Source organism: Photobacterium sp. 2_MG-2023 (assembly GCF_030547675.1).
GTDB lineage: Bacteria > Pseudomonadota > Gammaproteobacteria > Enterobacterales > Vibrionaceae > Photobacterium > Photobacterium arenosum.
This window is the reverse complement of sequence record NZ_JAUOQQ010000001.1, coordinates 55,539-79,156: the sequence shown is the minus strand read 5'-3', so window position 1 is coordinate 79,156 and position 23,618 is coordinate 55,539. Positions and strand designations below refer to the sequence as shown.

Here is a 23,618-nt window from a genome sequence, read left to right as displayed (position 1 = left end):
CCCGGAAAATGTCTGTCTGAAAGTGATTATATGGTGGGAGGTATAAACCTCAATAGTTTCCCTGTACATTGACGCTAAGCGTTTACTTTTCCAACGTTTTCCAGTTTACTCCTAAAGCTGATAGTGTATTGATTCTCCGCTAAACTTTCGTTTTTGCTTTCACTGCCGGATGGATTTCATGCTCTTTCATGGCGTCCAGTCGCTGAATTGTAATACTGAAATTAGCGGCACCAATTTTGCTTAAAGACAAACGTGCGCCTGAATACGGCAGAACATAGGAAGAGGTGAGGTTTTTTCGTGCCCCGTCTCCCAGACTGGTGCCAGCCGGGACTATCATTTCTCCATCGCTGGTTCTCAGCATCGCTTCCGATCCGGTTGACACCACCACCAGGCTTCTGTCACACGCATCAAAAATACCAAACAACCCCTTGATAGGCACAGCGTAACCCGACTGCTTCATCCCGTTTTCAATGGTTTGCAGCATACTGGAAATGTCATTCTCGCTTGCCATACGTTTGCGCAGATAGTCATTGAACAATGCCCGTATCAGCAGCACAGTGGCCGCCCCCTGCCGGCCCCCTGACTCGGCATCAAGCAGATAGAAAGCCAGACGACCGTCCATCAACCAAGTGTAGTCGAGCAACACGGGCTGCACATCGGCAGACTGCAAAACGCAGTAGCTCATCTGCCAGTCTCCCTGACGGGACAAGGTGTCCGGCATCAGCCCCACCAGCAGCTCGCGAGCAATCTCCGGATTTGATTCCAGCTCATTGATATGCCACTGCAGTTCTTCATCTACCGTCGAGTCATGCTGCAATAGCTGGCTGGAAAAGTCTGTGTATTCGGTTGTGTTTTCCTGTGCTTTGAGTACCGACATCAGTGCAGCTTTCAGCACCATGATGTTATCCAGCGGTTTGACCAGAAAATCTTTGACGCCATGCCTGAGAGCGGCTGCGACATCGGCCATTTCACCGGTACCGGAAATGACAATGACAGGAATCATGGGGTAATGCAGCGAAACCTCTTCAACAAACTCCATGCCTGTCAATACAGGCATAGCCAGATCGCACAAAAGCACATCAGGGATACCGTCGCGCAGGGCCCGCAGTCCCTGTAAACCGTCTTCAGCTTCCCTGACCTCGCATCCTTGCGATAGCAAAAAGCCTGTTATCATCCGGCGAAACACCGGATCGTCCTCCACAATGAGGATATCTTTACCTTCTAGCAACGATTGTGCCCTCCATGAAACAAGGGGCCAAGAGCACAGAATAATATTCTGCTGAACAGGCACATCCTTCTAATTGAATCTGTGCGAAGTTGGGTAGTCGCGATGAATGTTCTCATTTAGGATAGGCGTAAAACCGCGCTACGTCAGGGCGTCTGCCTGTTCATGAACTTTAGTTTTAGTATTCTGTTAGCCAGTTCAAAATCTTGCCCATTGCGAAACTCGTTTTGGTCCCTGAAGGTCCTATTTTAATAACACTCAATGTTAACCTCTTCACATTGAGTGTTTTGTTATACAATTCCCACTTTCTCATATCCGCTCACGACACGCCTATGAAGCTTGATGATTTAAATTTATTTCGCATTGTGGTTGAGGAAGGCAGCTATACCGCCGCTTCTCGCAAGCATCAGGTGCCTGTTGCCACACTGACCCGCCGTATACAGGCACTGGAAGAAAGCCTGAACCTGCGCCTGCTAAACCGCCATGCTCGCAAGCTGTCGCTGACTGAAGCTGGCCAGCAGTATTACCAGCTGTGTACGCCATTGCTTCAACAGTTACTGGATACCGCAGAAAATATTCGGGAAGAGTCCAGAGGGGCAAGCGGACGACTCAAAATAGCGGCTCCGACCAATCTGAGCAAAGTCATGCTGCAACCTATGCTCAACGCCTTCATGCTTGAACACCCGGCTATCAGTATTGAATTGTTTCTGAGCAACGAACCCGAGCAGTTAGACCCAACTGACTGGGATGTTATCTTTCGTGTCGGTCCGCAACGTGATTCGGCACTGATTGCCCGTAAAATAAACGCGGTGGAAGATATACTGGTTGCCAGCCCAGATTATCTGCAACGTCACCCAACGCTCACTCATGCGCAAGATCTGTGCAAGCACTCCCTGCTCAAAGGCTCTCCTCTGCTGCGCTGGCGGCTCAGCAACAAAGACGGAGAAAACATCACGGTTAATGAGAAGGGACGCTTCGAGTCCAATCAGCTGAATGTGGTCAGGAAAGCTTGTGTGGCCGGGCTGGGAATTACATTAATGCCAGATGCCATGCTGAAAAAATACATTCACAGCGGTGAGCTGGTACGAGTGCTGGATAACTGGTCGGCCAACCCGCGCAATGTCTATCTTCTCTATAACCACAAAGATCACCAGCCAGAGAAGCTGAGGCTGTTTATTGAGTTCGTAAGTCACTTCTTCAGCACATCCTGAGCCTGCTCTCCTTGCCAACCGGCAGAAGCCCGTCTAAACGTTATATGACAAAGAACACAAAAAGTGCCCGGATATGCACTGACAGTGTTCTGAACAACAACCTGCAATACGTTGTGCGATTTGCACCCTAGATAACGAGGATAGGTTATGATTCTGGGACATTTATTCGGGCTTTACACTCATCCCAAAAAAGAGTGGCACAACATTGATGAGCAGCATGAGGGGATGCAAAGCAGTTTGAGCCACATTATGCTGATCGCCTTGCTTCCACCTATTTTTGCCTACATTTCCAGTGTGTTTATCGGCTGGCGGGTCGGGGCTGTTGACCCGATTTACCTGACACCGTCCAGTGCGCTGTTCATGTCTGTTGCCATGTACTTTGCCCTGATTGGCGGGGTATTTGCGCTTGCCTACCTGACATACTGGATGAGCCATACCTTTGGCTCAACACCAACCTATACCCAAGCGCTTGAATTGGCAGCTTACACAGCAACGCCGCTGTTTATGATCAGTATTGCCGCCTTGTACCCTCAGTTGTGGTTTCTGATGATGGCCGGACTGGTCGGTATTACCTACTCCGTGTACCTGCTATACACAGGTGTCCCTATTCTGATGCACATTCCGGAAGAGCGCGGCTTTATCTATGCCAGCTCGATTGTAACCTGTGGCCTGGTATTGCTGGTTTCCATCATTGCCGGCTCAGTCATCCTGTGGAACATGGGATTGGGGCCACAGTTCAGCCACTAACCTGTCCCGGCTTCAACACATTAAAAAGGCAAGCTCCGGGAGCTTGCCTTTTTGTGTTCAGACACTGGTACTGACAGTAAACGACGTTACACGCCTTCGTTATACAGTTCCAGGTTTGCCAGTTCCTGCTGAATCTCACGTTGCGTTTTGGCATCCTCGCTGCGCAGCGTTTCCAGGTACTCTAAATACTGTTGATTCACATCACCCGTGACATAGTTGCCATTAAAGACGGAGGTTTCGAACAGTTTAATGTCAGGGTTGCCTTCTGCAACCGCATCCACCAAATCCTGCAAGTCCTGGAAAATCAGACCGTCTGCACCGATCATCTTGCAGATTTCATCCACTTCACGACCATGAGCAATCAGTTCATTCGCGCTTGGCATATCAATGCCGTATACGTTAGGGAAACGAATTTCCGGTGCCGCAGAAGCCAGGTAGACTTTTTTGGCACCCGCTTCACGTGCCATTTCAATGATTTGCTCAGAGGTGGTCCCACGTACAATCGAATCATCAATCAGGAGTACACTTTTACCCTTGAATTCAGAGCTGATCGCGTTCAGTTTACGGCGCACTGACTTACGGCGCAGCTGCTGACCCGGCATGATAAAGGTACGGCCGACATAGCGGTTCTTCACAAAGCCCTGACGGTAAGGTTTATCAAGCGTACGGGCAATTTCCAGTGCACTGTCGCAAGAGGTTTCCGGAATCGGGATAACCACATCAATATCCAGATCATCCCACTCGCGCTTAATCTTCTCACCCAGCTTCTTACCCATATTCAGGCGAGCGCTGTACACAGAAATCTTATCAATGAAAGAGTCTGGACGGGCAAAATACACGAACTCGAACACACATGGGTTCAAAGCCGGATTTTCAGCACACTGCTCAGTGAACAGTTGGCCGTCAAAAGTGATATAGACCGCCTCTCCCGGTGCAACATCACGCATGAAATCAAAACCCACCGCGTCCAGTGCCACCGATTCAGAGGCAACCATGTACTCGACTTTACCTTCAACTTCGCGCTTACCCAGGCACAGAGGGCGGATTCCGTGCGGGTCACGAAATGCCATCAGACCATGCCCGATAACCATAGCCACAACGGCATAAGCACCACGCACCTTTTTATGCACAGCACGAATCGCCGCAAAGATGTCATCTGAAGTTAACGGGTAGTTAGTCGCGCCTTCCAGCTGATGAGCAAGAACATTCAACAGAATTTCCGAGTCGGAAGAAGTGTTAACATGACGGCGAGCCTGCTCAAAGAGCGAATCTCTGATGTCGGCTGCGTTAGTCAGGTTACCGTTGTGCGCCAGTGAAATACCGTAAGGAGAGTTCACATAAAAAGGCTGAGCCTCTGAAGCACTTGAGCTACCCGCAGTAGGGTAACGAACGTGCCCAAGCCCTACGGTCCCCTGCAGACGCTGCATGTGTTTTGCTTCGAAGACGTCACGCACCAGGCCATTGGCCTTGCGCAGACGAAAACGATTGCTTTCCAGGGTAACAATACCGGCAGCATCCTGGCCACGGTGCTGCAGCACGGTCAGTGCATCATAAATAGACTGGTTAACCGGGGTGTTTCCCACGATTCCGACAATACCACACATGTCCTAAATCCTCGTCATGGATCATCAATAATTGCATTGAGTAACAATACGTTAGTTCGTTGTCTCCATACGGTTACTCAATGCAATTAATATAAATCCGGCGCTATAACGCGCCGGGAAGAAAACTGGAACTCTCTTTCAGGTAAGAGAAAAACCACTCAATTACCACACCAAACTGCGGGATTAACTGCGAAGCCTGCCACCATTCTGCATCAGCAAAACCGGTAAAGGCATCCAGAAAAAACAGCACAGCGGCAATGATAAGCACACCGCGAAGGGCACCAAATACGATACCCAGCACCCTATCGGTACCGGACAAACCAGTTTTCTGCACCAGTTGCCCGATCACATAATTCACTACCGCTCCCACAATCAGTGTGGCAATGAACAATACCGCGATAGCACTGCCATTTCGTATGAGCTCATCCTGAATATTGGTGAAATACACCGCCAGTTCTTTGTAAAAATTGCTGGCGACAAAAAATGCCGCAAACCAAATCACCAGCGACAGCGCTTCCTTCACAAAACCACGGATCAAACTGACCAGTGAAGAAAAGGCAATCACCCCTAAAATGACATAATCAATCCAGATCATCTTCTACTTAATTCTTGTTGTTGGCGCGTATTCTAACAGAAAAAATCAGAACGCAAACGTTTACCTAAGGGTTGAGTGGGTTAAATCTGAGCAATTGCCCGTTAAGCCCGGTAAGTTTACGCAAATCGTCTGCTTTCCCTGACAGTTTATCTTTGTCGATCTCGGGTCCGACGACAACACGGGCCAAATCACCTGGTTTCAGCTGTTTTGGCAGAACGTGCGCCTGATAGCCTTTACTTCTCAGTTTCTCAACCAGCTGATGCGCATTCTCAAAGTTACGGAACACCCCCAGCTGAATCACCCAGCCACTGTCTGTGTTGCCCGGTTGCGGTTCGCCGACAGGCTGCGGCTTGACGTTAACAGGCTCGGATACCAACTCGGGTAGTACAGGTTCTCCGGCAATTTGCTCAGTCACTGGCATAGGTGGTAATTCGGCTTCCGCATCCACGGGTTCCGGAATCGCAATCAGGTTATCTTCATTACCAGCCTGAGGCTGCAAAGGAATACTGGCAAACTGCTCTTGGAAGTGCTGCTTTTTGCCATCAAAAAAATCAGGCAGAAAAATCACACCGATTGCGACCAGTACGATAGTTCCGACCAGACGACTCTGAAATTTACTCGCCACACTTACTCCTGTGTCTTAATGTAGCTGGACACTTCGCCAACTGTGTAAAACGAACCAAAGACAATCACGACATCTTCAGGTTGCGCCAGCATTAATGCCGCCTGATAAGCAAGTTCAGGTGCAGTATACAGATCGCCCTGAAACGTCAGATGCTCAGCAATTTCCTGGGCAGACGCAGCGCGAGGCCCCTTGAGTGATGCCGGATACCAGGCATCCACTACCGCCTTCATCTCAATCAGGGTTGATGGGATGTCTTTATCACGCAGCATACCCACCACGCCGTGAATTTTACCCACCGGGCGGACATTCTTCAGCGCCTTGAGCTGACGGGCCAGATAATTTGCCGAATGCGGATTATGGGCCACATCAAGTAAAATCAGCGGATTATCCGCTACCGTTTCCATCCGGCCGGCAAGGCGCACTTTGGCTAAGCCGGAAACAATGTGCTGATCACTGATCTCCAGTTCAGCGACACCAAGTGCCATCAGCGCAGTGGCCGCGTTAGGTAAAGGTAAAGCAGGCAGAGGCAGCTGTTCCATGTCGAATGCACCGCACTTCCAGTTCCATGTCTCTCCTGCCTGCTCGTAGGTATACTGATAGCCAACCTGATACAACTCAGCCCCAATACTGTCAGCATGCGCGGCCACGGAAGCAGGGGGATTGGGCTGACCGCAGACGGCTGGCTTCCCGGCACGGAAAATACCGGCCTTCTCATAGCCAATCACTTCGATGTCGTTCCCCAGCCAGTCCACATGATCAATGGCCAGACTGGTAATAACCGAGACATCATGATCCACAATATTGGTCGCATCCAGTCGGCCACCCAGTCCCACTTCTAACACCACAACATCTACCTGATGGGTTTTAAAGAGGTTGAGTGCGGCCAGTGTACCGAATTCGAACAGGCTCAGACTGGTGTCCTGCCGGTATGATTCTACCGCCGCAAACGCCTGACTGTGTTCACTGTCATCCAGCTCCTGACCATTAATGCGTACCCGCTCGTTGTAGCGCACCAAATGTGGTGAGCTGTACACACCCACACTGTATCCCGCCTGCTGCAGGATGGCTTCAAGAATGGCGCAGGTCGAACCTTTACCATTGGTGCCCGCAACAGTAATCACTGTCGGTGCCGGTTTGCGTAATCCGGCCCGCTCACCCACGGCCTGCACACGATCCAGCCCCAGCTCGATGGCACTGGTGTGAAGGTTTTCCAGATAAAGCAGCCAGTCATTTAGCGGTGAAGTAGCCGAAGGAACAGATTGCGGCGTTGCAGAGGAATCAGACATGTAACAGTACTAACTAATGTAATTAAGATGATGTCGCTTAATGTAGCATGAAGTACGCAGAATTTAACGGTTGAGAGCCAAACGAAGAAACGAAATGTGGAACAATAACGATATTTGCCTGACTGGCAGACCGCTTTTCACTTCAGCCTGACATTTGTCTGCGCGAAAAAAAACGCCCGGTATACAACCAGGCGCTTTTTCGTCTTAAGCTTTGTCTTCCGCAGACTCGGTATCGCTGTCAGCTTCGACGTCCGCTGACACCTGCGGTTCCCTTTCGACAGGCACCACAAGCGGAGACTCAGCATTCATCATCTTGGCCAGCAGGCCGCCAATACGCTGACGCATTTCACGGCGGTCAACAATCATATCAATCGCGCCGTGCTCCAGCAGGAATTCACTGCGCTGGAAACCTTCAGGTAACTTCTCGCGTACAGTCTGCTCAATCACCCGCTGTCCGGCAAAGCCAATCAGCGCCTTAGGCTCGCCGATGTTGATATCACCCAACATCGCCAGACTGGCAGAAACACCGCCCATTGTCGGATCAGTCAGCACAGAGAAGAAAGGCAAACCTTTCGCCGACAAACGCTCCAGCGCCGCACTTGTTTTCGCCATTTGCATCAGAGACATCAGCGCTTCCTGCATACGGGCACCGCCGCTGGCAGAGAAACAAACCAGACCGCAGTTATTGGCAATCGCTTCATCAACCGCGCGAACAAACTTGGCACCGACAACCGATCCCATAGAGCCCCCCATGAAGGAGAACTCAAAGGCACAGGCAACCACAGGTTGCTGTAACAATGTCCCTTTCATGGCCACCAGCGCATCTTTTTCACCGCTGGCTTTCTGGGCCGCTGTAATACGGTCTTTGTATTTTTTCGAATCACGGAATTTCAGGTGATCTTTAGGCTCCAGCTCCGCAGCAATCTCCACCTGGCCTTCTTCATCGAGGAAGGTTTCCAGACGGCGGCGGGCTTTCATGCGCATGTGGTGATCACACTTTGGGCAAACTTCCAGATTGCGCTCAAGATCAGCGTAATAAAGTACCTGTTCACAAGAGGTACATTTCGTCCATACCCCTTCAGGGATAGATGCTTTACGAGACGTTACAATGTTGCTTTTTGTGAGGATCTTTTCAAGCCAGCTCATGAATGACCTTTCATTTACATCTCCCCCGCCCTGTGGCAAGGGATAATCAATTCGATAATTTCAAGTCCGGAATTAAAACACAAACTCGTCTAAGTGTAGATAAAAAACTGGTTGTACCTTGAGGAAATAGAGTGTTAACGGGATCTTAGCTCAAGAAACTTGACCGACCAGTTAACGTCCGACTGAACCATTACAGCTCAGATTTCACTCAACCTCTGCAGACCTTGCCTGCGCGACAACCAGTCAGCGCGATATTGCGCGTTAAAACAGATCACCTGCTCACAAAAAGAGCGGGCCTGCAGAAACGCAGGGCAAATCATAGGCTTCAGGATAATCCACTTCAACCAAATATAAGCCTTCCGCTTTTGCGGTCGCACCCGCTAAAGTACGATCTTTCTGCGCCAGCAGCCACTGAATCCATTCAGGTTTTTCTTCGCCCCGCCCCACTTTAATCAGGCTGCCTGTGATATTACGCACCATATGATGAACAAAAGCATTGGCCTTAATATCAATAATGACGTAATGGCCCTGCCGGGTGACATTCAGGTGCATCACATTACGCCACGGGCTGCGGGACTGGCAAAACACCGCCCGGAATGAAGTAAAGTCATTCTCGCCCAGCAGGTACTGTCCGGCCTGATGCATTTTTTCAGCATCCAGCTCACCGTGATAATGGCTGATACCCGAACCAAGGATAGCAGGCCGCAGCGCATGATTGTAAATGACATAGCGATAACGTCTGGCGGTGGCGCTGAAACGGGCATGGAACTCATCCGGTACTTCCTTTGCCCAGCGCACAGCAATGTCTTTGGGCAAATGGGCGTTGGTTCCCATCGTCCAGGCCACCAGCTTGCGCGGTGTATCACAATCAAAGTGCACCACTTGCCCGGTACCGTGCACACCGGCATCGGTACGACCGGCGCATTGCACCTCTATGGTCTGGTTGGCAATTTTGCTCAGCGCTTTTTCCAGTCTGCCCTGCACACTGTCAACGTCACGCTGACGCTGCCAACCAAAATAGCGGCTCCCGTCGTACTCAATTCCTAAGGCAATTCGCATGTCTGCACTCTTACTTATCTGAAAACCCTGCCAGCGTGTCCGCCAGCAAAGCGAAAGCAGGGATTATAAAAAAAGCGCCAAAAGAAAAGAAGTCCGCATACGCGGACTTCCTGTTCAGTCTGATGAAATGATCAGCGATCCATCTTTAATAACAGATTCGCAGCTTCACGGCTGACATCGCCATCACCGTTTTCAGCCACATCCTCCAATAAAAAGTATGCCCCATCAGTGTCATTCATTTCCAGATAGGCTTTGGCCAAATCGAGTTTGCTGGCGTATTCACCCGCACCGTCGACATCAATATCGCCAATGCCGGCTAACACATCCGGAAACTCATCCAGCCCCACATCCAGCTTCAGCGGTGCTGAATCCAGTTCAGGATCCGACTCCCCTTCCAGCTCTTTCATCAGTTCATCGATACTGATGTAAGGCTCATTGTCACTTGCTGAGGCTATCAGCTGGCTCTCTGCCTGAGTATCTGCGACGTCCACAGGCTCGTCAGTCTGTTCAGAGAGCGGCGGCTGCTCCCCCCAGTCCTCACTTTCCAGTTCAGGCTCAGGGATATCCGCTCCCCAGATGGCGTTTTCTTCCGGCGACAGCTCCTGATCATCCAGCTCGGACAGCGGCACACTTTCATGTAGCAGCCACTGTTCATGCTCGAACTCATCGGGATTGTTTTGCTCTGCTCTGGGTTCAGATTCAGACTGTGGCTCCGGCAAAGATTCAGGCTCAGCCGGAACGTCGGCATCAGGCAACGCAAGATCAGACAGTTCCCCCCCAGGCTCAGCATCCGCACTGTCTTCGGTGCGCATTGAAGGCAGTGTCTCATCGGATTGAAGCTCATCAAACGCCTGCATAGCTGGCAGTTCAAGCTCAGGTTCTGCCAGCAACGCCGCCATATCCAAGCCTGCGGAGTCGATCATTTCATCGCTCCAGGGTTCATTCAGCTCTGGCTGTGACTCTGGCTCTGGCTGAGGCTGAGGCTGAGGCTGGACAGTCTGTGCTTCATCGCCGTGCTTCAGTTCCTGCTCGTACTGCTCCAGCTCCATCTGCTCTTCAAATGAGGCATTCAATGCATCATCTTCATCAAACTCAGGCAAGGTCGTCGGATCAATCACCGCATATTCATACTGAGGTTTGCCATGCATAGGCACAGCTTGCCCGGAAGAAGCCTCTTGCGACGCAGAATCATCTTGTAATGAAGGAGCATCTTGCGCCGGTACTGCCTGCGCCGGTTCTGCTTCTGTCTCAGCCAGCTCACCGTTTCGCTCAGCAGCCTGCGCGGCCAGCTGTAACTGCTCCGAGACTTTATTGAGCGCGGCCTGGGCATCATCATCAGACCAGTCTTTGTCATCCTCATCGTCTTCCCACGAGACAGCTTCAGGATCGAGCAGCGCAGCTTCTTCGTCGAACTCCGGAAATTCCTCCAGGTTGAACACAGGTTCCTGGCGTCCGGCAACGGCCTCATCCCAGGCAGGATCGAGTGTTGCTTCGGGCTGTTCCGCTGCTGCATCCAGCGCCGAGGTATGTTCATGTACCTGTTCGTCGTCCACAAACTCAGGCTCTGCAGCCTGTGCTTGTGTCTGAGTCTGCTCCTGTGTCTTAACCTGTGCCTCATCGACAGCCTTTTCAGCCAGCTCCGATTTCAGATACGGGTTCTGTTCTATCAACTGGCTGGCTTCATCGCTGTCGTGATGCCACTGCACGGTATCGTGATCTTCCGCCGACTCGGTGTCTGGTGAAGCCGGTGCAGGCTCAGCAACCACATCCTGGGCGTCAGGTGCAGTGTGTTCCGCAACCTGCTGGGCAAACATTTCTGTTGCTGCCCCTTCATCTGCGTCTTGCTCAGCAGACACACTTTTCTCTGGCTCTGCTTCAGTATCGCCAATCTCAGTTGCAGGTGCTTCGCTGTGTGAAACCGGTTCATTCACAGCGCCTGAATCCTCGGCTTCGATATTGTCGTCCGGGGCCGAATCTGCGCTGTCAGATTCCATAACGACTGAGTCATCCGTCTGGACGTCACTCAGCAGGCTATCAATATCATCCTGCTGCGGGTCCGCTTCAACAGTCAGCTCATCCTGGCTGGCTGTCGTTTCTGGCTCAGATACTGGCTCTGATTCTGGCTCAAATTCAGATTCAGCGACTGCTTCTGCTTCATCAGTCGCCGCCTGAACTGCGGCTGGTGGTGGCGCTGCATCGGCCACTTTCTCAGCTTCAGGCTCAGCGTCAAAAATACCAGTGTCAGATTCATCAGGGGCAGAGTCTTGGATCTCTGTACCATCTGAAACCGAGTCACCGACATCGGCCATGCCTTGAAGGTATTCTTCAGGCGGCTCGCTTTGTGTCTCAGTGTCATCCAGCTCACTTAAGTGCTCATCGACGGTTTTTTTTTCAGAAAAAATCAGATCGTCGATGTCATCCGCACTAACAGTATCCTCTTCCTGAGGGTCTTCCTCATCCAGTGTCAGCAGCTCATCGAAAACATCTTTGTCTTCATCTGTGTTTTCTTCAGCATCCAGCTCAGGATCGATCTGCTCGTTGGGGTTATCTTCATCCAGCAACTCGTCCAGCAGGACCGTACTGTTTTCATCCAGCTCAAAGTCGCTGTCAGCATCACTTTCCTGATCATCAATCAGCTCGTCCAGTAACTCGGTGCTGCTGGCATCCAGGTTGAAGTCACTATTGAGATCGTCCAGTTCCCAATCCGCTTCAGCACTGTCATCCTGAATGCTGTCAGCCCGGGCATTGTTAACCGCAGAGCTGGCGGGCTCATTTTGCACATCACCTTCACGTTCAAAATCCTGCATCAGTTCATTGAGAATGTCCTGATCCAGCATGCCAAGCTCAATACTGTCGGCTTTATTACCTGTCAGTTCACTGTCAGCAAAGGCATCGAACAGATCGTCATTGCGCTTGTCTTCGACGGGCTTTGCCGGCAATGCGTCCTCGTCTTCCAGTAAACCAACGGCAAGATCAAAGTCCGTTTCTTCGTTATCCTGTGCGCTGAAAGGCTTGTCCCAAATGCCACTCAGACTGTCTTCTTTTTCCTGCGGCGGCGCCTGATCAATCTGATCCAGTGCACGCTCCATATCCTGGAGACCAATGGCCTGATCGTTGTTCTTAACCGAGATATCACTCTTTGGCAATTCATTGCCAAAGGCGTCATCCAGCCCGTCCGTCAGATCCAGCTCATCAAGCTCTGCATCGTTATCATCAAACAGGTTGTCCGAGAAGATCGGATTGTCCTGCGGCGTCTTATCATCAAACAGATCGTCAAGACTGCTGTCTTCACTGTCCAGCCCCAGATGCGGTTCATCATCGTCCAGATCAGTGACTATAGGCTTAGGCGCTTCTTTGCTTACCTCTGCGACAGGGGGAGTAGTGTCTTCCTCTTTACGGCGCCGGCCAGCGAAAAATGCCAGTAAGCCTGCAATTAAACTGCCGGGAATCAAAGCGGCACCTGCCAGTGCCCACGGGTTTGCAACCAGTTTATCCAGCCAGTGAACTGGCGGTTGTTCGACCAGCGGCGCGTCAAGCTGGCCTTGCTGCACTTTTTGCTGGGCAATGAATGACTGAATTTCGCCGCGCAGCTCCTCGTCACCCGCCAGCTGTTCTTTCAGCGCACCAATTTCATGCTGCATTTCAGACAAGCGAACACGAAGCAACTGATTACTTTCGCGTAATTTGGTCAGCTCTTCATCTGAGGTGTCAAGCTGCTCCTGAAGCGCAGGCGAAAGGGCACCGTTCGCCGTACCTGCGGCAGCGGCGGCAACACCCGCTGCAGGCGCGGTGGATGACACTGCTGGTGCGGCTGGGCGTTCTGGTGTGCTGGCAGGCACTGAAGGAGACTGAGCCTGAACCTGTGGCGCAGGTACGGCCGGTTTCGGTGCTGGCGCCGATCTGGGTGCAGAAGCTGAGCCTGTCCCCGACGTACCTGCTGATGCAGAGGCCGGACGGCTATTATTACCTCCGGTCGTATTGCCCGCGTTACCCGCGCGCGCGCGCGACTGCTCACGGCGCTGAAGATCAGTTTCTACGCGATTGCGTATCTGATCGGCATTTTCCGCCTGAATCTGAGCCATGGTCGGCATTCTCAGGCGGCTACCCGGGATCAGGCCATGAATATTGCTGTCAGTGAAGGCATTGGGGTTGGCACGGAAAATTGCCCCGAGGACCTGATAAATAGAAACGTTGTCATTGGGCTTATACCGCGACGCAATGGACCATAAGGTTTCGTTTTCGCCTGTCGGGCCGTAAATACCGACAGAGTGATTGCCGGGAGCCGTCGCTGGACGCGACGTGGCCGCGCGAGGCTGAGTCACAGCGGGTCGGGGCGATGGCGCGGGTGACACCGCAGGCGCCGGTGGTTGTACGGGCTCAGCAACCTGATCGGTCGGCCCCATAATTCGAACAGTGTTCGCTTGAACGGCGACAGGAAGCTGCAAAGCCGCCGATGCGATAACGACCGGTAAGATGGCACGTTTCATTTTATTTGATGAGTCAGACACTGCCTGCTGTCCTCTCTGGCAGAGATAGTAAACTAGGAATTCTTCGGCCTGTAGCCAGAATACTTGAGCGTAAATGCAAAACGACAGGCGTTTGTGAACATTAAAAGTGATTGTTGCCTGCCATGGCTTGATGTCAATCACCATGCCCGGCTTTTACTGTGAAGATCAAGAAATTGGCTAAAGGAACTCAAAGGCGTGCTCATTCGCACGCCTCTGAATCGCCGGGTGTATCCGGCCGCTTAGTGGCCGGAACAACTCGCTTTGTGTCTTACAGGTATTCCTGGATCAGTTTCTCTGCAATCTGCACGCTGTTGGTCGCTGCGCCTTTACGGACGTTATCCGCCACCACCCACATATTCAGACCACAAGGGTGACTGATATCTTCCCGGATACGGCCGACCATGACATGGTTTTTGCCGATAGCGTCCACCACCTGGGTCGGGTACTCGCTGCCGTGGAACACTTCGATGCCATCGGCATTTTCCAGCAGGCTGATCACTTCTTCAATAATCACAGGCTGACAAGTTTCCACATGCACAGCTTCCGCATGGCCGTAGAATACCGGCACACGGACACAAGTCGGGTTCACGCGGATATTGGCATCGCCGAGAATTTTCTGGGTTTCCCACACCATTTTCATTTCTTCTTTGGTGTAGCCGTTATCCATGAACTCGTCGATCTGCGGCAGGCAATTAAAAGCAATCTGCTTAGAGTAGACTTTGTTTTCCACCGGCAAACCGTTCAGCAGCTTGGACGTCTGGCCAGCCAGTTCATTCACGCCACTCTTACCCGAGCCTGAAACAGACTGATAAGTCGCCACGTTAATCCGGTCGATGCCATAAGCATCATGAATCGGCTTCAGGGCCACCAGCATCTGAATCGTCGAACAGTTCGGGTTGGCCACTATGTTGCGATTACGAAAATCGGCCAGCGCTTCCGGGTTCACTTCCGGCACAACCAGTGGGATTTCAGGGTCGTAGCGGAAGCATGAGGTATTATCAATCACCACCACACCCGCGTCGGCGGCAATCGGCGCCCAATGTTCAGAGGCCTCAGAACCGGCAGAAAACAACGCCAGCTGCACCTGCGTCCAGTCGAAGTCTTCGACATTGGTCACACGGGCACTTTTACCCTTAAATCGCAGCGTCTTGCCCGCACCGCGCTCGGAGGCGAGCAGATACAGGTTACGGACAGGAAAATTACGCTCCTCCAGCACCTCAACCATGGCTTCCCCAACGGCACCGGTGGCTCCGAGAATGGCAATATCAAATTCCTGACTCATGGTGTTTCCTCAACAGTAAAACCTAATTTAGCCAGCGACTCTAACCCAAAATGCCCCTGACCTTCTACTGTGACCGCACTGTATTCGCGTCGATCCCAGTAATTTTTTCGCATCTTATCGAATTCCGACGCCATAGCGGCATCATCGACCGCCTGCATCTTACGGCGAAAGAGGGCGTCATCCTTTCTGACATCATAGATCAACTGAATCAAGGTGAAGAGCGTGTCTTCATCCCACTCTCTGCTCAGCCGTGCCAAGGGCACAGGCGCAACCGGTAACAATTCTGCCGCTTCTACTCTGTCGTCGCGGCCAAGAAATTCGCAGAAGCTATTGAAAATCATAGTCGTGCCACGGGCTTTGCCTTCCAGGCCGTAACCTGCCACATGGGGGGTGGCAAATGCCAGCAAAGGCAATAGCTCGCGATCAACCAAAGGCTCATGCTCAAACACATCCAGTACCGCCGTCAGTGCTTTACCCTGACCGGTTTGCGACTGCTGCAGGGCATGTTTCAGTGCCTGGCTGTCGACTATAGGGCCCCGGGCGGCATTGATCAAAATCGCCCCGTCTTTCAGGCGGGAAAGAAACGCCTGATCCACCAGGTGATGAGTCGGGTAATCGCCCTGCTTTGTCAACGGTGTGTGCAGGGTGATGACATCGCATTGCTTAATCAGAGTGTCCAGCGAGGCAAACTGCCGCGGATCACCTTCCGCTTCTTTGAGGGGATCATTGAGCAAATAGCGGATACCTAAGGCATCCAGACAGCCTGCCAGGTACGAGCCGACATTGCCGGCCCCGACAATCCCTACCGTTTTGTCGAAAATCGAAAAACCCTGCTGCTGGCCCAGCACCATCAGGCTGCTTAGCACATATTCAGCCACCCCGACCTTGTTACAGCCCGGCGCGGCTGTGTAGGCAATCCCTTTCGCTTCCACCGCGGCCTGATCAATATGGTCCTGACCGGCGGTTGCCGTGCCAATGAAACGCAGCTTGTCGGCTTTTGCCAGTAAATCGGCATTCACTTTGGTGACCGAACGTATCATGAGACCATCAATATCAACCAGATCTTCGGCTGTCAGTGTGCGGCCAGGCTTGGCGATAACCTCACCTAAACGACTGAACAGTTCAACCGCATAAGGCATGTTTTCATCTACAAGGATTTTCATTGGGGCTCCGAAAAAGTAGCGCGAATCAATTGCGGACTAGCATGGGAAAAAATTGGCTGATGTCAAGAAAAGCTCAGACTGATTAGCCATTCTGTAACGACAAAAAAACCCGGTATAAATACCGGGTTAAACATCCAGGATGGGGAAGAACACTCGATAAGTGCCGCGTCTGAATACTGGCGCGATACAGGAAACCCTGAGTATCGCGCCGCCCTGGAAATCAGGGGATACAGACTCTGCATAAAGCATCATCTGTATGCCGGCTTATCAGGCTTCGTATTTCTTGATCACCAGCGTCGCGTTGGTGCCGCCGAAACCAAACGAGTTCGACATCACGGTTTTCATCTTGGCATCACGGGTTTCACGCACAATGTCCAGGCCTTCTGCCGCCGGGTCCAGATTATCAATGTTAATGCTCGGGGCAATAAAGTCATTGTCCAGCATCAGCGTGGAGTAAATGGCTTCATGAACACCGGCAGCACCCAGAGCGTGACCTGTCATGGCTTTGGTGGCTGAAATCGCCGGACTGTTCTGGCCGAACAGTTCCTGAATGGCACCCAGCTCTTTCACATCACCCACAGGCGTTGAGGTGCCGTGTGTGTTGATGTAATCGATAGGTGCATCCAGATCCTGCATCGCCATCTTCATACAACGCACTGCGCCTTCCCCTGAAGGGGCAACCATGTCATAGCCATCCGATGTCGCGCCATAACCGACGATTTCACCGTAAATTTTCGCGCCGCGTGCCAGAGCATGCTCCAGCTCTTCCACGACAACCATGCCGCCGCCGCCGGAAATCACAAAACCGTCGCGATCGGCATCATAGGTACGTGATGCTTTTGATGGATCGTCATTGTACTTGGTTGACAGCGCGCCCATGGCATCGAACATCATGGTCAGTGACCAGTCCAGCTCTTCACCGCCACCGGCAAATACAACGTTTTGTTTGCCCAGTTGAATCAGCTCCAGCGCGTGGCCGATACAGTGCGCAGATGTCGCACAGGCAGAACTCATGGTGTAGTTGACACCACGAATCTTGAATGGGGTTGCCAGACAGGCAGACACGGTGGATGACATAGTACGAGGTACCATGTAAGGGCCAACACGCTTCACACCTTTCTCACGCAGAATATCTACGGCTGCAACCTGGTTATACGAGGATGCGCCACCCGAACCGGCCACCAGACCAGTACGTTCATTAGAGACCTGCTCTTCAGTCAGACCAGCATCTTCAATTGCCTGTTCCATAGACAAATACGCGAAGGCTGCGGCATCGCCCATGAAACGCATTTTTTTACGATCGATATGATCAGCCGGGTTCATTTTCAGGTCACCCCAGACATTGCTGCGCAGTTTTGCGTCTGCAAACTGCTGAGAAAAGTTAATGCCTGACTTACCTGTTTTCAGAGAATCCAGTACCTCTTTCACATTGTTACCGATACTGGATACGATACCCATGCCTGTAATTACGGCTCGTTTCATGATGAATTCCTACTGTCATTTAACGCGGTGATGATAACGGGTTTAGTAAGCTTAAGTGGTCAGCTTTCCCCGTGATCGGTTACAATCCGCTACTTATCGTGGTCAGTTGATGATCTTTTACCAAAGTTTGCCTGTAAGACATAGCGGCATTTCACATTTCTTGCTTAAAAAATCATCACGTTATCTTTACTAAGAGGTTTTCTTTTGTCCCATTCGTCGCCTAAACAGATTGAAAATGCCGTTCTGGACTGGAACGAAGCCGGTACGCCAGTTTCTCACGATTTCGACGACGTGTATTTCTCCAATGCCAACGGACTCGAAGAAACACGTTATGTCTTTTTGCAGCAGAATGGGCTGCCGACGCGCTGGGACACCTTTGACCGCCGCCGATTTGTTGTGGCAGAAACCGGCTTTGGCACGGGTCTGAATTTTCTTGCGGTCTGGCAGTGGTTCAAAGCCTTTCGTCAGGCGAACCCGGACGCCAGTGTTAAAGAGCTGCATTTTATCAGTTTCGAAAAATTCCCTGTCACCCGCCAGGATCTGATCAAAGCCCATGAATCCTGGCCTGAGCTGGCCGATCTTGCCCGTCAGCTCCATGCTCATTATCCACCGGCCGTTGCCGACTGCCACCGCCTGGTGCTGGAAGATGGCATGATCACCCTGGACCTGTGGTTTGGTGACATTAAAACCTCTCTTCCTCAAGTATGGACCCCAGCAGGCGGGTTAGTCGACGCCTGGTTTCTCGATGGTTTTGCCCCCAGTAAAAATCCTGAGATGTGGAACCAGGATCTCTTCAACGGCATGGCAGCACTGGCCCGCGAAGCCTGTACCGCCGCCACATTCACCGCCGCCGGTTTTGTCCGCCGCGGACTGAACGATGCCGGTTTTGACATGAAAAAAGTCAAAGGGTTCGGCTACAAGCGAGATATGTTGGCCGGCACCTTGTCTGAACGCCGCCAGGGAGCCAATTTTGCCCCCTGGTATGCCCGCCAGAGCGCTGCAGATTTATCCGATGTGGCTATCATTGGCGGCGGAATAGGATCAGCCGCGACCGCACTGGCACTGGTGCGGCGCGGCGTTCAGGTCAGCCTTTACTGTGCCGACGCCCTGCCCGCAGAAGGAGCATCAGGCAATCGCCAGGGTGCTGTCTATCCGCTGCTGAATGGTTCCAACGATGCGCTCAGTCGTTTCTTTGCCCCGGCTTATCTCTACGCCCGGCAGTTTGTCGAACAGGCTGCTGCAGTCAGTGATTTCAGCCATGACTGGTGCGGCGTCACTCAACTGGCCTGGAATGAGAAAACGGCAGAAAAACTGGATAAGATGCTGAGCGGCGGCTTTCCGCAGGATGTCGTTCATGCCCTGGATGTCGAACAGACTCAGGCCATCACAGGCGTAACAACCGGTCACCGCAGTGTGCACTACCCGCTTGGTGGCTGGCTGTGCCCGCAAGCGCTGACACGCGCCCTTATTCAACAGGCACAGGCAACAGGACGTTTGTCGCTGCATACTGATACTGACATCACCAGCCTGAGCCAGAATGACAGCCCTCGGTGGTCGCTGATCAGCCGTGATAACCGGCAATTCATCCATTCAACCGTGGTTGTTGCCAATGGGCACCGCTTTGCAGAATTCGCGCAGACCCGGGATATCCCTGCCTACTCTGTCCGTGGTCAGGTCAGCCATGTGCCCAGCCAGGGTGAACTGGCGCAATTGAAATCGGTTCTGTGTTACGACGGTTATCTGACGCCGGTAAACCCAGACACACAGACGCACTGTATCGGCGCCAGTTATCGCCGCAACAGTACCGATCTGAGTTTCTCGCCAGAAGAACATCAGGATAACCAGACGCGGCTGGCAGAGTGTCTGCCCGCTGTTGACTGGCCAACAGCCATCGATGTCTCCGCACAGGATGCCCGAACCGGTGTTCGCTGCGCCAGCCGGGATCATTTGCCTTTCGTCGGGGATGTCTGCCGCTTTGAGACGCTGCTGAGTCAGTATGCCGAACTGCGGGAGCAGCAAAGCGAAGCCGCGGATGTGCCTGTCTATTCCGGACTGTATGCCATGATAGGACTGGGTTCCCGCGGTCTCAGCTCAGCGCCGCTGCTGGGCGAAGTGCTGGCGTCCCAGTTATGCGGAGATCCACTGCCACTGCCTCTGAGTGTCCTTGATGCTCTGCATCCGGGACGGATGTGGGTACGCAAATTACTCAAAGGAAAAGCGGTAGAAAGCTGATTCAGCAATATGTGTCATGCAAAATGTGGTAGCGCTCAGCCGTAATGGCTCTCCCCATTTATGTGAGGAGAGCACTCAATACCCGGCAGTGATACCGCTCAGGCGAGGTTCAGACTATTGCTGATTGGTGACCGGCGGCGCAGGGCTATCATCACCGCCGCCGGTGTCCGATAACGCAACACCTATCACCACAGCGGCCACCCCGACAGCAACCACAGTGGCCGTTAAGCCCCCTGCTGATGCCGCAGACGCCGTAGTGATGCCCGCCGCAGACCCTTTCGAGGCGGTTGCCGACGAGGTTGTCGCAGAAGATGTCGTTGCCGAAGAAGGGGTCGTCACTGGGGTTGATGTGGCCTTAGGCACAGCGGGCACTTCTGTTGCCGTTTCTGCCGCACTTACACCCACACTCATCATCATTCCAGCAACTATTACTCCAGCCGCCATTAGCGCAATGACGGGCTTTCGGGAATCGATCCCCGTAAGGATTCTTGCAAGAGTTCTCATAGCAGTCCCTGACCATCTCAAATAACCAAAGAGGTAACTCAAGTATAGACAGGGATGCTAATTTTCTGTGATCTATGTCGAAATCAAACCGCAAGAAAAGTAAGACACTCACTCATTTTGGTCGGAACTCTCTGATTAATCAGCCCCAAACAGATCACGGGTGTAGACTTTCTCAAGCACATCTTCCAGCTCTGGCGTCATTCGGTTCGACACAATGACATCAGACATTGCCTTGAACTCCGCTAAGTCACGGATCACCGCAGAATGAAAGAATTCATCGTCTTTCAGCACAGGTTCGTAAACAACAACATCCACACCTTTGGCTTTAATGCGCTTCATGATGCCCTGAATCGATGATGCCCGGAAATTGTCTGAGCCGCTTTTCATGATCAAGCGGTACACCCCCACCACCCTGGGCTTTTTGCGCAAAATGGATTCAGCAATAAAGTCCTTGCGGGTGGAATTAGCATCAACGATGGCCCGGATCAGGTTATTCGGCACTTCCTGATAGTTTGCCAGCAATTGCTTGGTGTCTTTGGGTAAACAATAACCGCCGTAACCAAACGAAGGATTGTTATAGTGGGTGCCAATGCGCGGATCCAGTCCTACCCCCTGAATAATCTCACGGCTGTCCAGGCCATGCGCGGCGGCATAACTGTCCAGCTCATTGAAATAAGCCACCCGCATCGCTAAATAAGTATTGGAAAACAGTTTCACCGCTTCCGCTTCGGTCGAATGGGTGAACAGCACCGGAATATCGTCTTTAACCGCGCCTTCGATCAGCAGATTTGCGAAGGTTTCAGCCCGCTGCGATTGCTCACCCACAATAATGCGTGATGGATACAGGTTATCGTACAGCGCCCGGCCTTCACGAAGAAACTCAGGTGAAAACAAAACGTTATCCGTACCGAACTCTTCTTTTACCCGTTGGGTATAACCAACAGGAACCGTGGATTTAATCACCATCACAGCATCAGGGTTGATGGTAATAACATCGCGTATCACAGATTCCACTGATGCAGTATTAAAATAATTGGTCACCGGATCATAGTCGGTTGGCGTTGCTATGATGACGAAATCGGCATTTTCATAAGCGAGGTGTTTATCTGTCGTGGCCGTCAGGTTCAACTCACGGTGTTTGAGGTATTCGCTGATTTCTGTATCAACGATGGGTGAGAGCCTCTGATTAAGCTGATTTACCTTCTCTTCTACAATATCCAGCGCAATAACCTGATGGTTTTGTGCCAGTAATACAGCATTCGACAGGCCAACATAACCTGTTCCCGCTACTGTTATTTTCATTATCTGTCCTCAAACTCGGCCTACTTAACAACAATGATAGCCCCAGCTTAATGGGTTGATATGGAATGCAGATGACAAAGCCCATTAAACGGATTGAATATACTGCTCAGCTATCACTGTGTTATCGCGCAGAATAGAGTATCGCAAGACAGTCCTGATGCAAGCTATGACTTAATCCTGGTTCAGGTTTGCGCAAACTATCACCTTTGCATCCGGTTTGACCTTTTGCAAACGCCGCGCCAGTGCTTCCTGAGCGGGTCTGTCGCCATGCACCAGACGAATCTCAGCAGGCCCTTGTTCAATGCCCTTCACAAAACGGATCAGATCCCGCTGATCGGCATGGGCTGAATACCCCGTCATAGTATGCACTCTGGCGTTCACTGCAATGCGGTTATTGTTAATCATCACTTCTTTGGCGCCGTTTTGCAGTTCCCGGCCCAGTGTGCCTCTGGCCTGATAGCCAATAAGCAGCAGGTCGGTTCTGGGATCAGGCAGTAAAGCTTCGAGATAATTCATGATCCGCCCGCCACTGCACATCCCGCTGGCAGCCACAATAACGGCCGGCTCGCCACTGGCCTTCAAACGGTTAACCAAGCCGATATGATCGCTGTGTTCATCAATCTGGGTGCACTGATCAAAGTCCAGCGGATGACGCCCGTTGTCCAGCCTTGCCTTGGCTTCTTTGGTCCATAACCGCTTAAAGCCCTGATAGGCTTGTGTGATTTTCATGGCTAAGGGGGAATCAAGCACAATCGGCAAATTGAGCCAAGGACTCTCCGCAGAAGGCTGACGGATTTCGTTGTTCACAATGTTTTCCAAATCAAACAGCAGCTCCTGAGTGCGCCCCAGGCTGAACGCCGGTATCAAAATGGCCCCGCCGTCTTTTAACGACTGCTCGACCACGCTTTTTAACGCCTGCTCTCTTGTTGCCACGCCAGGGTGGCGCTTATTGCCATAGGTGCTTTCCAGCACCAGTACGTCAGCGTGCAGCGGCGGTTCAGGGTCGACCAGCAGCGGGGTATTGCTGGGACCAAGGTCGCCGGAGAACACCACTTTCCGGCGCTCGGGTAACAGTAACTCGACATAGGCCGAGCCTAAAATGTGGCCTGCCTGACGAAATGAGAGACTGACATCCTGGCCATCCGGCAACATGATCTGTGCCCTGCAATCAAATGGCACAGGTTTTAGCTGAGATCGCACCAGCCGGATAAAGGCTTCGCACTTTTCATCACTCAGTCCCAGTTGCAGCTTCAGCCCATCTTCGAGCATCAAAGGCAACAAGGCTGCTGTCGCTTCTGTGGCATAAATTGGCCCGCGAAAGCCAGCCGCTAATAACCAGGGAATACGGCCAACATGGTCGATATGGCAATGGGTCAGAATAAGTGCCCGAATGGGCTCGACAGGAAAGGTAATATCATTGCTGGCTTTGGCTTCCTCGCCCTGAAACGTACCGCAATCTATTAACAGACTGTATTTTCCTAGCTGTAGCTCATGACAGGAACCGGTCACCCCGTCCCTGGCTCCATGGTGTAAAATATTCACCTGATTCCCCTGGTATTAAGAGATTAAATAATTCACCCAGCATGACAAAGTTAATGACAGGTGAAACATTAACAGCAAAATTGCGCGACTGAATTCACGAAAAAC

At 51.9% G+C, this 23,618-nt stretch carries 17 protein-coding genes; 3 read left to right on the top strand and 14 right to left on the bottom strand.

Annotated elements, in window-relative coordinates; all coding sequences use genetic code 11:
• Nucleotides 1-139: 139 nt before the first annotated feature.
• Nucleotides 140-1,228, bottom strand: a complete 1,089-nt coding sequence (locus tag Q4491_RS00325; protein WP_218382866.1) for a response regulator — start codon at nucleotides 1,226-1,228, stop codon at nucleotides 140-142.
• Between the two features lie 329 nt (nucleotides 1,229-1,557).
• On the opposite strand from Q4491_RS00325, the gene Q4491_RS00320 reads away from it, so the two are divergent.
• Nucleotides 1,558-2,436 carry a LysR family transcriptional regulator gene (locus Q4491_RS00320; RefSeq protein WP_303453195.1) on the top strand — a complete coding sequence of 293 codons (879 nt, stop codon included), beginning with the start codon at nucleotides 1,558-1,560 and terminating at the stop codon, nucleotides 2,434-2,436.
• Nucleotides 2,437-2,583: 147 nt separating this feature from the next.
• Nucleotides 2,584-3,183, top strand: a complete 600-nt coding sequence (locus Q4491_RS00315) for a Yip1 family protein (protein WP_161444961.1) — start codon at nucleotides 2,584-2,586, stop codon at nucleotides 3,181-3,183.
• Nucleotides 3,184-3,269: 86 nt separating this feature from the next.
• Here Q4491_RS00315 and purF read toward each other — a convergent pair whose 3' ends face one another.
• The 10 genes from purF to fabB form a co-directional block, all read right to left on the bottom strand.
• On the bottom strand, nucleotides 3,270-4,787 hold the full coding sequence (gene purF / locus Q4491_RS00310; RefSeq protein WP_027252860.1) for an amidophosphoribosyltransferase: 1,518 nt from the start codon (nucleotides 4,785-4,787) through the stop codon (nucleotides 3,270-3,272).
• Between the two features lie 103 nt (nucleotides 4,788-4,890).
• Nucleotides 4,891-5,382 (bottom strand): colicin V production protein, encoded by a 492-nt coding sequence (cvpA, locus tag Q4491_RS00305; RefSeq protein WP_027252861.1) that lies wholly within the window; start codon nucleotides 5,380-5,382, stop codon nucleotides 4,891-4,893.
• A gap of 64 nt (nucleotides 5,383-5,446) precedes the next feature.
• Nucleotides 5,447-6,007, bottom strand: coding sequence for an SPOR domain-containing protein (locus Q4491_RS00300; protein ID WP_303453178.1), 561 nt, complete (start codon nucleotides 6,005-6,007; stop codon nucleotides 5,447-5,449).
• Nucleotides 6,008-6,009: 2 nt separating this feature from the next.
• A complete protein-coding gene (gene folC, locus Q4491_RS00295) occupies nucleotides 6,010-7,293 on the bottom strand; it encodes a bifunctional tetrahydrofolate synthase/dihydrofolate synthase (RefSeq protein WP_218382864.1) in 1,284 nt (427 codons plus the stop codon).
• Nucleotides 7,294-7,497: 204 nt separating this feature from the next.
• Nucleotides 7,498-8,439, bottom strand: a complete 942-nt coding sequence (gene accD / locus Q4491_RS00290; protein ID WP_192015093.1) for an acetyl-CoA carboxylase, carboxyltransferase subunit beta — start codon at nucleotides 8,437-8,439, stop codon at nucleotides 7,498-7,500.
• A gap of 279 nt (nucleotides 8,440-8,718) precedes the next feature.
• Nucleotides 8,719-9,498 (bottom strand): tRNA pseudouridine(38-40) synthase TruA, encoded by a 780-nt coding sequence (gene truA / locus Q4491_RS00285; RefSeq protein ID WP_192015092.1) that lies wholly within the window; start codon nucleotides 9,496-9,498, stop codon nucleotides 8,719-8,721.
• A gap of 131 nt (nucleotides 9,499-9,629) precedes the next feature.
• Complete coding sequence (locus tag Q4491_RS00280) at nucleotides 9,630-14,006, bottom strand: FimV/HubP family polar landmark protein (protein ID WP_303453171.1); 4,377 nt, start codon at nucleotides 14,004-14,006, stop codon at nucleotides 9,630-9,632.
• Nucleotides 14,007-14,274: 268 nt separating this feature from the next.
• Complete coding sequence (locus Q4491_RS00275; RefSeq protein ID WP_192015090.1) at nucleotides 14,275-15,288, bottom strand: aspartate-semialdehyde dehydrogenase; 1,014 nt, start codon at nucleotides 15,286-15,288, stop codon at nucleotides 14,275-14,277.
• On the bottom strand, nucleotides 15,285-16,451 hold the full coding sequence (locus Q4491_RS00270; protein WP_237794047.1) for a 4-phosphoerythronate dehydrogenase: 1,167 nt from the start codon (nucleotides 16,449-16,451) through the stop codon (nucleotides 15,285-15,287). The genes Q4491_RS00275 and Q4491_RS00270 overlap by 4 nt, the downstream gene beginning before the upstream one ends.
• Nucleotides 16,452-16,718: 267 nt before the next feature.
• Entirely contained in the window at nucleotides 16,719-17,933 is a 1,215-nt protein-coding gene (gene fabB, locus Q4491_RS00265; protein ID WP_303453165.1) for a beta-ketoacyl-ACP synthase I, read from the bottom strand.
• 204 nt (nucleotides 17,934-18,137) lie between these two features.
• Between fabB and mnmC the strand changes: the two genes are divergently transcribed.
• Nucleotides 18,138-20,165: a bifunctional tRNA (5-methylaminomethyl-2-thiouridine)(34)-methyltransferase MnmD/FAD-dependent 5-carboxymethylaminomethyl-2-thiouridine(34) oxidoreductase MnmC gene (gene mnmC / locus Q4491_RS00260; RefSeq protein WP_303453163.1), complete on the top strand. Its 2,028-nt coding sequence runs from the start codon at nucleotides 18,138-18,140 to the stop codon at nucleotides 20,163-20,165.
• Nucleotides 20,166-20,279: 114 nt separating this feature from the next.
• Here mnmC and Q4491_RS00255 read toward each other — a convergent pair whose 3' ends face one another.
• The 3 genes from Q4491_RS00255 to Q4491_RS00245 form a co-directional block, all read right to left on the bottom strand.
• Nucleotides 20,280-20,669, bottom strand: a complete 390-nt coding sequence (locus Q4491_RS00255; RefSeq protein ID WP_237794045.1) for a hypothetical protein — start codon at nucleotides 20,667-20,669, stop codon at nucleotides 20,280-20,282.
• A 135-nt stretch (nucleotides 20,670-20,804) separates the two neighbouring features.
• Entirely contained in the window at nucleotides 20,805-21,971 is a 1,167-nt protein-coding gene (locus Q4491_RS00250) for a nucleotide sugar dehydrogenase (RefSeq protein WP_218382857.1), read from the bottom strand.
• A 171-nt stretch (nucleotides 21,972-22,142) separates the two neighbouring features.
• Nucleotides 22,143-23,513, bottom strand: a complete 1,371-nt coding sequence (locus Q4491_RS00245; protein ID WP_303453151.1) for an MBL fold metallo-hydrolase — start codon at nucleotides 23,511-23,513, stop codon at nucleotides 22,143-22,145.
• Nucleotides 23,514-23,618: the final 105 nt, after the last annotated feature.

Coding starts and splice junctions, on each gene's coding strand:
- Q4491_RS00320 (WP_303453195.1), top strand. CDS start 1,558: ATGAAGCTTGATGATTTAAATTTATTTCGCATTGTGGTTGAGGAAGGC.
- Q4491_RS00315 (WP_161444961.1), top strand. CDS start 2,584: ATGATTCTGGGACATTTATTCGGGCTTTACACTCATCCCAAAAAAGAG.
- purF (WP_027252860.1), bottom strand. CDS start 4,787: ATGTGTGGTATTGTCGGAATCGTGGGAAACACCCCGGTTAACCAGTCT.
- cvpA (WP_027252861.1), bottom strand. CDS start 5,382: ATGATCTGGATTGATTATGTCATTTTAGGGGTGATTGCCTTTTCTTCA.
- folC (WP_218382864.1), bottom strand. CDS start 7,293: ATGTCTGATTCCTCTGCAACGCCGCAATCTGTTCCTTCGGCTACTTCA.
- accD (WP_192015093.1), bottom strand. CDS start 8,439: ATGAGCTGGCTTGAAAAGATCCTCACAAAAAGCAACATTGTAACGTCT.
- truA (WP_192015092.1), bottom strand. CDS start 9,498: ATGCGAATTGCCTTAGGAATTGAGTACGACGGGAGCCGCTATTTTGGT.
- Q4491_RS00275 (WP_192015090.1), bottom strand. CDS start 15,288: ATGAGTCAGGAATTTGATATTGCCATTCTCGGAGCCACCGGTGCCGTT.
- Q4491_RS00270 (WP_237794047.1), bottom strand. CDS start 16,451: ATGAAAATCCTTGTAGATGAAAACATGCCTTATGCGGTTGAACTGTTC.
- fabB (WP_303453165.1), bottom strand. CDS start 17,933: ATGAAACGAGCCGTAATTACAGGCATGGGTATCGTATCCAGTATCGGT.
- Q4491_RS00255 (WP_237794045.1), bottom strand. CDS start 20,669: ATGAGAACTCTTGCAAGAATCCTTACGGGGATCGATTCCCGAAAGCCC.
- Q4491_RS00250 (WP_218382857.1), bottom strand. CDS start 21,971: ATGAAAATAACAGTAGCGGGAACAGGTTATGTTGGCCTGTCGAATGCT.